This is a genomic window from Pedobacter sp. B4-66 (genome assembly GCF_018492665.1).
Taxonomy (GTDB): Bacteria; Bacteroidota; Bacteroidia; order Sphingobacteriales; family Sphingobacteriaceae; genus Pedobacter.
In genome coordinates this window covers 753,337-765,518 of sequence record NZ_JAFVME010000003.1, presented here as the reverse complement: position 1 = coordinate 765,518, position 12,182 = coordinate 753,337, and the positions used below count along the sequence as shown (strand labels likewise).

General features: G+C 39.8%; 8 protein-coding genes. 5 read left to right on the top strand and 3 right to left on the bottom strand.

The annotated features are described in order from the left end of the window. The first annotated feature begins 22 nt into the window (after window positions 1-22). The 4 genes from J1905_RS07845 to J1905_RS07830 are packed head-to-tail and all read left to right on the top strand — an operon-like array spanning window position 23 to window position 5,190. On the top strand, window positions 23-1,612 hold the full coding sequence (locus J1905_RS07845; protein ID WP_214226720.1) for a SusD/RagB family nutrient-binding outer membrane lipoprotein: 1,590 nt from the start codon (window positions 23-25) through the stop codon (window positions 1,610-1,612). Window positions 1,613-1,631: 19 nt separating this feature from the next. After that, window positions 1,632-2,621, top strand: coding sequence for a glycosyl hydrolase family 18 protein (locus J1905_RS07840; protein WP_214226719.1), 990 nt, complete (start codon window positions 1,632-1,634; stop codon window positions 2,619-2,621). Between the two features lie 41 nt (window positions 2,622-2,662). Beyond that, window positions 2,663-4,000, top strand: coding sequence for a glycosyl hydrolase family 18 protein (locus J1905_RS07835; protein WP_214226718.1), 1,338 nt, complete (start codon window positions 2,663-2,665; stop codon window positions 3,998-4,000). After that, window positions 3,997-5,190, top strand: coding sequence for a DUF5009 domain-containing protein (locus J1905_RS07830; protein WP_214226717.1), 1,194 nt, complete (start codon window positions 3,997-3,999; stop codon window positions 5,188-5,190). Before J1905_RS07835 ends, J1905_RS07830 begins: the two co-directional genes overlap by 4 nt. Here the strand turns inward: J1905_RS07830 and J1905_RS07825 are convergent. From J1905_RS07825 to J1905_RS07815, 3 genes are all read right to left on the bottom strand, one after another. Further along, window positions 5,187-5,783: an RNA polymerase sigma factor gene (locus J1905_RS07825; RefSeq protein WP_214226716.1), complete on the bottom strand. Its 597-nt coding sequence runs from the start codon at window positions 5,781-5,783 to the stop codon at window positions 5,187-5,189. The two genes, J1905_RS07830 and J1905_RS07825, sit on opposite strands and share 4 nt — an antisense overlap. Before the next feature lie 99 nt (window positions 5,784-5,882). Next, complete coding sequence (gene punC, locus J1905_RS07820; RefSeq protein WP_214226715.1) at window positions 5,883-7,079, bottom strand: purine nucleoside transporter PunC; 1,197 nt, start codon at window positions 7,077-7,079, stop codon at window positions 5,883-5,885. A gap of 79 nt (window positions 7,080-7,158) precedes the next feature. Then, window positions 7,159-9,624 carry a glutaminase family protein gene (locus J1905_RS07815; protein ID WP_214226714.1) on the bottom strand — a complete coding sequence of 822 codons (2,466 nt, stop codon included), beginning with the start codon at window positions 9,622-9,624 and terminating at the stop codon, window positions 7,159-7,161. Window positions 9,625-9,897: 273 nt separating this feature from the next. Here J1905_RS07815 and katG point away from each other — a divergent pair, with 273 nt between their 5' ends. Next, window positions 9,898-12,174: a catalase/peroxidase HPI gene (gene katG / locus J1905_RS07810; protein ID WP_214226713.1), complete on the top strand. Its 2,277-nt coding sequence runs from the start codon at window positions 9,898-9,900 to the stop codon at window positions 12,172-12,174. The last annotated feature ends 8 nt before the right edge of the window (window positions 12,175-12,182 follow it).

The window sequence follows — 12,182 nt, the reverse complement described above, 5'->3', positions numbered from 1 at the left end:
AGATTCATCAAGGGAGATAAACATGAAAACGAATATAAAAAAATATGCAGCTATACTTACTATAATGGTATTGATGCTGAGTGCCTGTAAAAAATTTGGGGATGTAAACATTGATCCTACCAGGTCAAGTAATCTTGATCCCTCATTACAGCTCACAAACGTTCAACTACGCTTCTCGGGAGATCTGGAAGTAAATGAGAAATTGGGTCTTGTATTTACAATGCCTCTTGTACAGCAAATCGGAGGAATCTGGCTAAATAGAAATGGCCAGTTCTACGTGTACGACCGAAATTACCTTTCCTCTTTGTGGAATAATACTTACAACAATGATGTGGTAAATATTGTAGATGCGGTTAACCGCACTAAAAACGACCCTACTAAAACAAATCTGAATGCCATCTGCCGTATTATGAAGGTATATGAGTTTGCAAGAATGACAGATGTATATGGGGATATCCCATATTTTGAAGCAGGAAAGGCATTTACGGACGGAATAATACAACCGAAGTTTGATAAGCAGGAAGATATTTATAACGACTTTTTTAAAGAATTAGCTGAGGCCTCTGCCCAACTTGATGTTGCTAAAGATGCGGTAAAGGGTGATCTTTTCTACAACGGAGCAATTGCTTCATGGAAAAAATTCGCCAATTCATTGAGATTGAGATATGCCATGCGTTTGGTAAAGATTAATCCTGATAAAGCAAAGGTGGAAGCGCAGGCCGCATATACCGCAGGAGTATTTAGCAGTAATGCAGAGCTGTGTAAATTAGTTCATCAGGATGTTCAAAACAGCTATGTAGATATAAGAGGAAATGGTGTGTCAGCTGCTTTTTGCCAGTCTGAGGTTATTCCTCGTGTTCAAGATCCTTTTATTGAACAACTGAGAAACACCAATGATCCTCGTCTTTCGCATATGGTAAGATATTATATTGATATTGTGAACAGACCTTTTGATCGTATAGATATAACAGATCAGGTCAAAGCGCAAATTGGCTATAACGGAGTACCTCCGAACGAATATATTTGGGATGGTTGGATGAATCCGATTACCATCGATATACCGGGTGTTGGACCAACTGAAGCTGTAAATAATGATCAAAAAGCACAATTGGCAAATTTTCTTATTAGGAATAATGCGCCGTTTCTTCACCAGACTTATGCTGAAGTTGAATTGCTTCTTGCTGAAGCAACAGTTAGGTGGGGGGCAAACTTTGGAGGAACAGCAGCGGAGCATTATGCAAAAGGTATTGAAGCTGCAATTTCACAGTTGAGCCTTTTTCCGGGCGGGCCTTCCATCAGCTCAACAGACATCAGCAATTTTATAAAAGGTAATAACCTGATTCCGGGAAGGGAAATTGAGATGATCAATAAACAGCTTTGGATAGCATTGCTTTTAAACGGACCCGAGGCTTACGCGAATTGGAGAAGAAGTGGATTCCCGGTTTTAGCCTCATCTACCAATTACGACTCATCAGTTCAAACTACCCCTAGAAGGTTCGAATATCCGATTTTTGAACTGGAGCAAAATGCCGTGAATGCCGCTGCTGCCGTAGCTGCAATTGGCCCTGGCGGTAATACCTGGACAAACAGGGTTTGGTGGGATAAACCATAATGTTAAACCTAATTTTAATATGATGAGAAAGTCAATATTATTTATACAAATCATTTGTTTGTTTGCAGTGATGGTTTCCTGCGCCAAATCCAAAGCAATAGATCCAAGTATTCCAGATAAAAAGGATAAAGCGTTTTATGTTGTGGGATATATATTTGGGAGTGGCGATTTAGATGCAGCTTCACAGAAGTTGGATTTCAGCAAAATCACGCATTTAAACATCGCATTTTTAAATCCTGATGCCAATGGATTGTTTAGTCCATCAGTGGGATTAGCGGCAGCTATAAAAAGAGCACATGACAACAAGGTAAAGGTATTGTTCTCCTTTGGAGGAGGAAATGCCCCGCAACATCTAAAAGAACTTATAAAACCAAATAAACGTGCTGAATTGGTTAAGGAACTGGTTACACTGACCAATACCTATAATTTTGATGGAGTAGATGTTGATCTGGAGGGAGATTTTATAGACCTGAATTATGAAGGATTGATTGTTGAATTGTCAGCAGCTCTAATACCACATAAAAAACTACTGACAGCTGCAGTTGCAACCTGGAACGGGAATGCAATCTCAGATAAGGCGCTGGCTTTATTCGACCTGATTAATATCATGTCTTATGACCAGACGGGCCCATGGAACAAAGAAAAGCCAGGCCCGCATTCAACCTACGAAGCGGCAGAAGCAGATTTTGCTTATTGGAACACATCAAGGGCTATACCTGCAAATAAGCTCACGCTGGGCCTACCTTTTTATGGATATGGTTTCGGTCCTTCAATTCAGGAAAGTTATTCATATGGTGATATTGTAATGGGTTTTCCTGGTTCAGAGCTCGTTGATTTTGTGGTGGTGCCCAATCAGGGAACGATTTATTACAACGGATTACCAACCATAAAAAAGAAGGTCGGCTTTGCTTTAAATAAAAGGGCAGGGGGCGTCATGATTTGGCAATTGTTCGGCGATGGGACAGGGGATAAATCACTTTTATCGGCCATAAATGCCCAAATCCAATAAGTACAATAAAAGAAGTTATTTAAGATAATAAAGATATTCAGATGAAAAAAATAATATACCTTATATTCCCCTTGCTCGTATTTATGCTCGGGTGTAAAAAAAATAATAGTGAGGTTGGCGGAGATTTTCACCCCAGGATTTTTGACCAGGGCTTAGTATTTCAGTCACCGTCCAGAATTATACAGGAGGGGCAATCGGCTATCTATAACCGTTTGCTGTTTTCTCCGGCTCCCGGTGCTAAAACCAAATTAAGCTGGAAGGTCGATGGCAAGGAGGTTTCAACAGATACTGCCTTTACGTTTACGCCCACTGCAGGAGGTGAATTTGAAATTAAACTGGAAGCAACATTTAATGGACAAACGGCAACACGGTTATCTAAGGTCCTGGTTAGTCCATCCACTTATACGCCAAAAGTTAGCCCATTTGTCAACATGCCTTACCTTTCTGAAAATGGTGTTTCTGCTAATGTTACCTGGACTAACGTTTCGCACGTAGCTTTTAGTGGGGCAAGGGTACTCCCTGACGGTGGAATTGATTTCTCAAAGGGCAATCAGAACCAAAATATAGATGAACTCGTTGCGCGAGGCCACATGAACGGTGTTCCTGTGCTATTGGGCGTCGCAGGTCGACTGTCGGGAGTAGATGGATGGTCGCTATACAACAGTACTGATTTTGGATTGGTAATAAGTGATGCAGCCAAAAGAGCTCTTTTGGTAAAAACTCTTGCCGAATATGTAGTAAACAGAAAGCTAGACGGAATAGATGTTATGATGACAGACTTAAGTAACGACGTTTATGATGTCTCAGCTAAAAGTGCCCAATCAGTTGGACCTTTCGTGTCAGAATTAAAGGCGGCCCTACCTGCCGGAAGCATTGTTACCGCCACGGTAACTACAAACTATATGCACTGGGAATACACAGATCTTTCAAAGGCCGACTGGATAAATGTTCATGCATTTGAGGACGGTGCTCATGTGGGGCCCGGAGCTCCTTTAGGGCAGCAATCCTCACTTAGTTTTATGAATGATGGCGCAACCATCTGGCGAAATAAAGGTATTCCTGCCAACAAAATAGTTTTAGGAATTCCAGCCTTTGGTGTGAGGTATCTTGAATTAGATGGAAATGGTAATAACCTGAGCTGGGGATCTTATGACTATATGCCATTTAAGGACATATTAGTAAAGGATCCAACGGCTGTACAAAAAGAATTCACAGCTGCTGAAGCTAAAGGCGTATATTTCAATGGTATCCCTCTGGTTACGCAAAAAGCCAATTACATAAAAGAAAAAGGTTTTAAAGGAGCATACCTTTGGGCTGGCGACTATGATGCAGCGGGCGAAAATTCTTTAATGAATGCATTAAGCCAGATACTCAAATGACAATTAATCCAATTGTAACATTGCGCAGACTGATTTCTATTGATGCCTTCAGAGCAATTGTGATGATATTAATGATTTTTGTAAACGACCTGTGGACCTTAATTGATATTCCGGGTTGGCTTGATCATGTTTCGGCAGATGCCGATGGCATGGGGCTTGCCGATGTTGTATTTCCCGCTTTTTTATTTATTGTTGGCTTATCAGTGCCCTATGCTATAGAGAGCAGAAGAAAAAAGGGAGATGCCAATGCTACTATATTTTTTCATATTGTAGCCAGAACAATAGCATTGTTGATAATGGGATTGTTTCTTGTCAATTCAGAAGGTTATGCAGACGATGCAATTTTGCCGAAGGATGTCTGGATGGTTTTATTGATAGTTGCCTTTTTTCTGATATGGATGGCCTATGAAAAACCGGAACTATTAAGCGTAAAACTGTTAAAGGCTGCAGGATTTTTGATGCTGGCCATGTTGGCCGCCCTCTATAAAACAGAATCTGGCAATGGAATAACTGCTATGGGTATTCATTGGTGGGGTATACTGGGATTAATTGGCTGGGCTTATTTCATTGCTTCTTGTGTTTATCTTTTCTCGGCAGGAAAACCTATACTTCAGGTTCTTGCCCTTGTTTTTTTTATGTTCTTTAGCTGCGCTTCCAATTTAGGCTGGCTAGGATCAATAGAAAGTATAAAAAAATACATTTGGATTGCGGGTGACGGATCTATGCCTGCATTCAGTATGGCCGGAATCGTTACCTCAATTTCATACCGAAATCTTAGTTCTGCTAGTAAAAAATTCTGGATACAAATGATCCTGTTTGCAGGTATCCTTATTGCCTTTGGTTTACTTACGCGCCCGATTTGGGGGATTTCTAAGATCAGAGCAACTCCATCATGGACGGCCATCTGCTCGGGCATAGGAGTTCTTGGGTTTTTAGTAACGATATATATTAGTGATATTCGAAAAGCAGTAAACTGGTATAGCTATGTTAAATCAGCAGGTACCAGTACACTTACCTGTTATTTAATACCGTATATACATTATGCATTAATAGGACTACTCGGACTATCGCAGTTACCAGATGTGTTGCGTACTGGAGTGCCAGGTTTATTTAAATCACTGATTTATGCCTTGCTTATTGTATTGGTTACAGGTTTACTCGAAAAAAGAAATATCAAGTTAAAGATCTAGAGTTCGTTCAGAATCATAAGAATAAAAATGGAAAGAAGAGAATCACGCAAAACGTTGATTGCATTATGAAGGGTGTTGTAAACCGTTCTTTCTGTAAGCTCCGTTTTGTGTGAAATTTCTTTGAAAGATAAACATTCAAAATAACGTAGCTGCACAATCTCCTTTTGCCTTGGCGTAAGCTTGTTCAGTGCATGCTCCAGTCGTTTTCTTAGGTGCTCGTCTTCCTGGCTGGCAATTAGTATTGCTTCATAAGAATGAACGGAAACAAATTGTTCATTAAGGTCTTCCAGATGCACAACATTCCCGGGATCCTTGCGGATTTCCTTTTGATAGGTTTTATACATGATCCTTTTATAGACGGTAAAAACATATTGTTGAATGTTTTGTACATGGCTTAGTTTATCTCTTATTTGCCAAAGCTCTATAAACAGGTTTTGAATACTCTCTTTAACCAGCTCGGGATTTCTGTATAGTGACATTCCAAAACGATACAAGTCATCGTAGAACAAGTTGAAACAAGTATAAAGACCTTGTTTTTCGCCTTCGACTAAGAGCTTCCAGTTTTTTGTAATACCCTGATAATTATATTCCATGTATCTAGTTATCGAAGAAAAGCGTTGTAAGAAAACTAAAATAGGAAAAAAAATAGGATATGTTTACTTCAAGTTGATCTAAAATTATATCATATAGGACTAGCTTTTTAAACTCAATCTGTATCCTACATAAACAAATGGAATTGTGCAGGTCATTACAATTGTAGTGGTTAACAATGCATCTTTTGAAAAGAACGAAACAACTGCACTTGCCAAAAAGCAAATTCCTAACTGAACCGTATTTTGCATGGCTGCAGCTTTTCCTAAGTTATTTGGGAATGATTTTAATGCCTCTGCTACAACTATAGGGTAACACGCACCATTTGATAAAGCCATTAAACAAAATGGTATTAATAATATGGTTAATGTTGGGGTAATTAATATTGTAACCAGGTAGAGGGATATTGCACTTAAGGAGTATATTACAAGTAATGCCGGAAGTAATTTCTTTCCTTCTATTTTATTTGATAAGCTTCTGTATCCATAACCTCCTACCAAAAATGCAATGGTTTGAGGAAAAAAGCTAAAGCCTATTTGACTTTCATTGTATCCAAGTTCTTTTAAAAAGAAAGGAGAGCCGGTAAGCCAGGCAAAAAAAGCCGCCGAGCAAAGGGCATAAATTAATATATTTCCGAAGTATCTTTTCGACTTTAAAAGTGATAAATAGGTTTTTTCTGATGCTGAACCAGCCGACTTAGTCTTTTGGTTACTACCTATTTTAGTTTCTTTTATTGTTAAGGTATATAAGATGAGCAGTACTGCAATTATAGCCAGTGCGATAAATATTGATCTCCAACCAAAATAATTTAGTAAGAAAGCACCCATTAATGGAGCTAGTGCTGGAGAGAGTGCCACTAAAGGCATAATAGAAGCAAATATTTTATTGGTTTCTTCCTTTGGATAGCTTTCAATAACTAATGCTTGCCAACTTACTGCGGCTGCACAAACACCTATTGCCTGCACTAATCTTAGAAATAATAAGATGTTTACGCTTTCGGTAAAATAAATGCCTAAGGAAGCAATTGTAAAGATGCTTAATCCCATTAAAACGGTTTTTGGTTTACCAACTTTGTCGGAAATTGGCCCCCATAATAATTGTGCAATTCCAAATCCTGCCAAAAATAAACTCAGTGTAGCACTTACGTTGCTTTTGGTGGTATTCAGATCTAAACGCATTTTATCAAATGCCGGCAAGTACATATCTGTAGATAAAAATCCAATAATACTTAGTCCTGCTAAGTAGATAAGAAATAGAAAGCTGTTTTTGTTATTTTTTGGTGCAATTTCACTATTCATGATTGCACAAAGATAAAACAAAAAAAAGAGGGCAGTCTGTTTGGACTGCCCTCTCATATTCATTTCAGCAAATGCTGATTTATTTTCCTTTTAGCTTGTCTGCAAAAAGTCTCATGTAGAATCCCCCAACTACGCTTCTCGCTTTAAAGTTGTCACGGATACCGGTATTGGAATCATAAAAATCGTTCAAAGGAACACGTGATTCTGTTTCGATTGCATGTCTGTAAACTGGGCTTACAAGTGCTTCAAAATCTTCTTGTGTAGGAGCAAAAGTTGCTGTCCATAAGATCCAGTCATTTTTAGTGTAAGCCTTTCTGCTGTCTAGAGGTAAGCCAAATTTATTCTGTTTTTTCATATAATACTTAATCTCCGTATCATAAACTTTTTGTGGGAATAAGTTCAAATCTAAAACTTTATCCCAAACCAGGTTATATTTCTGGCTCCAGGTGTTCTTGTCGTCAAAAGTTAACGCGTAATGATCACCAGCGTCAGCCATTTCTATCCATTTAGGTACCATGCTTTCAGCTATGGCTCTGTATTTATTAGCAGTTTCAGTATAACCTAATGTTTCTGCCATTTGAGCATAAGAAGCAATTCCTACGATTGCCTTAACTGATAAGTTTGCATTTCTAGCCAGGTGACCAGCAAAATCATCCGTACACAACTGTGTTTTAGGATCTAATCCTTCCCTGGTTAGATAATCTGCCCAGATAGTTAATGTTTTCCAGTGTTTTTTTGCATAGTTTCCATTACCCTGAGCCTTAGTAATTGCTGCGGTAAGGATAATCATATTACCCGATTCTTCTACAGGCATTGGCTCACCATAAGTTTGGCCATTAGCCAATGGATATGTTCCCAAATCATGTGCAGCCCATGGGTGAGGATATTTGCCGCTTTCGCTGAAATAGAAAATACCGTTTAACATACCTTGCAACAAAGTCGGATTGTAAATCAAGTAAAGCGGTGCCGAAGGATAAGTTACATCCACAGTATTGATGAAACCACCACTGTTATTTTCTTTAGACAACCATAGGATTTCACCATCAGGACTTTTTACTAAAGTATGCGCTGCAATACTCTGACGGTAACCTAGAATACACAAGTGTGCATATTCCTTACCACCTGATTTAAGTGCGTCAGCATATACCTCTTTGTTAAAAGTCTCGCATTTCTGCATTACCTCTTTGTATTGATTAGCTGCATCGGTCAACTGACCCTCCATAGTTTCCTTGCCAGAAGTGTTCCACCAAGGTCTTAGGTTATTTTTGAAATATTGGATAGCCAAAACTTCGTCATAACCTAGTTCAACGAAACGTTCTACAGGTTTTTGACCAACAGTTCCAAAAGGAACAATAGTATTTAATGCAAGCGACTTTCCACGAGATGCCGTAGACACTGAAGAACCATTTCTGAAAGCATCAGCTGCAGTATTAGCACTTGTGATGAACTGTACAGCGTTGCTGGTTTTAGGGGCAGCTACATAGAAATAACCCCAGTCGATACGCATATCATCTGCGCCTTTTTGCAGAATCGGTTGTTCTACCGTACCTGCTTTCAGGATAGATAATTTAGCTGTTGAGTATTTTTTTGCAGTTACTTCTTGCGATGGCTTATATACAGCAATATTTGAAGAAGCACTTAAGAAAACTTTTACTGCGTGATTCTTTTTGTCATTGGCTTGCACATTGTATGTGATATAAGAAACCGGGCGAGCCAGTAGGCCTAAATCATTCATAAGTAAAGGCGAAGTAAAGGTCAGTTTTAAATCTACCTTACCACAAGTAAAACTGTAGATTGTCTGCGTAGCAGTTACTTCTACATTTTTCTGTTTCGCCAATTGGATCTTCGCTGCATTGTCCTTTAGTTTGTCAGCCAAACCAAAGTCCAGATACCTGCCGCCAGCCGAATTAGCCAAATGGATAGCGATCACATTCTGGCCAGCCTTCAAATCACTTTTGTTGATCGGGAAATACTGAAAAGTATTGGTCCAACCTTGTTTTTGATATACTTTTTTTCCGTTCAGAAACACTTCGATGTTGTCATCATGGTTCATCTTTAACAACAATTCATTGATGCTAGCGGGGTTGGCAATATTGAAAACCCTTCTAACCCAGATGTCGTCAGATTTCCAAAGTGTTTTTACCTGCTTGGCGTCATCACCTATAGGAGCAGATCCCGACTTCCAGTCACTAGCAGCATAAGAAGCTGACATCCAGTCGCCCTGAGGAGCTGTTTCTGTATACTTAACGGTATAAGGTGTCTCATCTGAAGTTTCAAGTATTGTTTTGTAGCTTGCCTCTTCCTGACCAAGGAAGCGGTAGATGTTACCATCTACATTGATCAAACCCAGCAGTGAGTGATCTGCGCCTGTCCAGTGTGTAGTAGTAGATGCATTAAGCTCATCTGTGTTAGACCAGATGCTAAAATTAGGATTGTGTGTGATTAGTGGATAGGATGGTGCCTTCCTGTCCTGAGCTTGGGTTTGGCCAATTGCGAAAAAGCAAGTCAGCAGACCCAAAAACTTTAATCTGTTAGATTTGTTCATCTCTGTGTGTGTAGAATTAATTTTGGTTATTTGAAGTGTAAAATTAGGTGATTGAGATGTATCAGGATTGTATTTCTGTCTCAACATTTAGCATATGCGTCTCAATCTTGCTGAAATATCCCCATATTTTGGGATTACATTTAAAATGGCTCCAATAGATTTTAACTATCTAATTATAGAATTAAATGATTGTGATTATTTGTTCTAATATCATAAATTTATAAATAGTCAGAACGACCTATTAAATAAGTTCAACACCATAAATTAATAAAAATGGAAAACGAATCAAATGATATCAGTAAATGCCCATTTCATAATGGAACTATGAAACACAATGTTGGTGGAGGCGGTACCAGAAATCGCGACTGGTGGCCCAACCAATTAAAGTTAAGTATCCTACGTCAGCATTCTTCATTGTCTAATCCTTTGGGTGAGGATTTCGATTATGCAAAAGCTTTTAATAGCCTTGACCTGGTGGCCGTGAAAAAAGACCTTCACGCGCTTATGACTGATTCGCAAGATTGGTGGCCGGCTGATTTTGGACATTATGGTCCATTGTTTATTCGTATGGCATGGCATAGTGCAGGTACCTATCGTGTAGGTGATGGTCGTGGTGGTGCTGGTGCAGGACAGCAGCGTTTTGCCCCACTTAATAGCTGGCCTGATAATGTAAGTTTAGATAAGGCCCGCAGATTGCTTTGGCCAATTAAACAAAAGTATGGCCAAAAAATTTCATGGGCAGATTTGATGATCTTGACCGGAAATGTGGCGCTTGAATCAATGGACTTTAAAACATTTGGGTTTGCTGGTGGAAGGGCAGATGTATGGGAACCGGATGAGGATGTGTATTGGGGCTCTGAGAGTACCTGGCTTGGTGGCGACCTGAGGTATGCCCACGGATCCGAAGGTGTTGAAAAAGAACATGGAGTAGTGTCGTCAGACGACAATGCTGATGGTAATATACATTCTCGTAATTTAGAGAAACCACTTGCTGCGGTGCAGATGGGACTTATTTATGTGAATCCTGAGGGACCTGATGGAAACCCTGATCCTGTTGCTGCTGCTAAAGACATCCGTGATACTTTTGGTCGCATGGCAATGGACGATGAAGAAACAGTTGCGTTAATTGCAGGTGGCCATAGTTTTGGTAAAACGCATGGCGCTGCTCCTGCAACGCATGTAGGTAAAGAACCTGAAGCTGCTGATCTGGAAATGCAAGGCCTAGGATGGAAGAATAGTTATGGTTCTGGTATAGGTGCTGATGCCATTACAAGTGGTCTGGAAGTAATCTGGACAAAAACACCAACCAAATGGAGCAATAATTTCTTCGAAAACCTGTTTGGTTTTGAATGGCAACTTACTAAAAGTCCTGCTGGTGCAAATCAATGGGTAGCTAAAGATGCAGGAGATATCATACCGGATGCATTTGATAGCTCAAAAAAACATGCGCCTACGATGCTTACCACAGATATTTCATTAAAAGTTGATCCGGTTTACGAAAAAATATCCAGGCGATTTCTGGAAAATCCTGATGAGTTTGCTGATGCTTTTTCGCGTGCTTGGTTTAAATTAACACACCGCGATCTTGGACCTCGTGCTCGTTACCTGGGTCCAGATGTACCAGCAGAAGAACTACTTTGGCAAGATCCTATTCCTGCGGCAGACTATAAACAAATAGACGAAAATGACATTGCAGCTTTAAAATCAAAAGTATTGGAGTCAGGATTGAGCGTATCGGAACTGGTTTCTACAGCATGGGCTTCAGCTTCTACCTTCCGTGGTTCTGATAAGCGTGGTGGCGCTAATGGTGCGCGTATTCGTTTGGCTCCTCAAAAATACTGGCAGGTAAATAATCCTTCACAGTTACAAAAGGTGCTAGATAAGTTAGAAACTATTCAGAAGGATTTTAATGGTGCGCAAGCGAGCGGTAAAAAAGTTTCTTTAGCAGATTTGATCGTACTGGCCGGTGGTGCAGGTATTGAAAAAGCAGCAAAAGATGCAGGACACACAATTGCAGTTCCTTTTGCAGCTGGTCGTACAGATGCTTCGCAAGAAAAAACAGATGTGGAGTCTGTAGGCTTTTTGGAGCCAATTGCTGACGGTTTCCGTAATTACCGTAAATCCAAATTCCCTGTATCTACCGAAGAGCTGTTAATAGATAAAGCTAATTTACTTACACTTACAGCCCCTGAGTTAACAGTCTTGGTAGGAGGTATGCGTGCATTGAATACAAATTTTGATGGTTCTAAACATGGTGTTTTCACCTCACGCGCTGGCCAGCTTACCAATGACTTCTTTGTTAATCTACTTGACATGAGGACTGCATGGAAAGCGGTATCTCAAGACAGAGAACTATATGAAGGTAGTGATCGTGCCAGCGGTGCTGTAAAATGGACCGCTACCCGTGCAGATCTTGTATTTGGTTCAAACTCGGAACTGAGAGCTATCGCAGAAGTGTATGGAAGTGCGGATGCTCATGGCAAATTTGTGAAAGACTTTGTTGCAGCTTGGAGTAAAGTAATGAATTTAGACAGATTTGATCTATTGTAATTAAATCA

Coding starts and splice junctions, on each gene's coding strand:
- J1905_RS07845 (WP_214226720.1), top strand. CDS start 23: ATGAAAACGAATATAAAAAAATATGCAGCTATACTTACTATAATGGTA.
- J1905_RS07840 (WP_214226719.1), top strand. CDS start 1,632: ATGATGAGAAAGTCAATATTATTTATACAAATCATTTGTTTGTTTGCA.
- J1905_RS07835 (WP_214226718.1), top strand. CDS start 2,663: ATGAAAAAAATAATATACCTTATATTCCCCTTGCTCGTATTTATGCTC.
- J1905_RS07830 (WP_214226717.1), top strand. CDS start 3,997: ATGACAATTAATCCAATTGTAACATTGCGCAGACTGATTTCTATTGAT.
- J1905_RS07825 (WP_214226716.1), bottom strand. CDS start 5,783: ATGGAATATAATTATCAGGGTATTACAAAAAACTGGAAGCTCTTAGTC.
- punC (WP_214226715.1), bottom strand. CDS start 7,079: ATGAATAGTGAAATTGCACCAAAAAATAACAAAAACAGCTTTCTATTT.
- J1905_RS07815 (WP_214226714.1), bottom strand. CDS start 9,624: ATGAACAAATCTAACAGATTAAAGTTTTTGGGTCTGCTGACTTGCTTT.
- katG (WP_214226713.1), top strand. CDS start 9,898: ATGGAAAACGAATCAAATGATATCAGTAAATGCCCATTTCATAATGGA.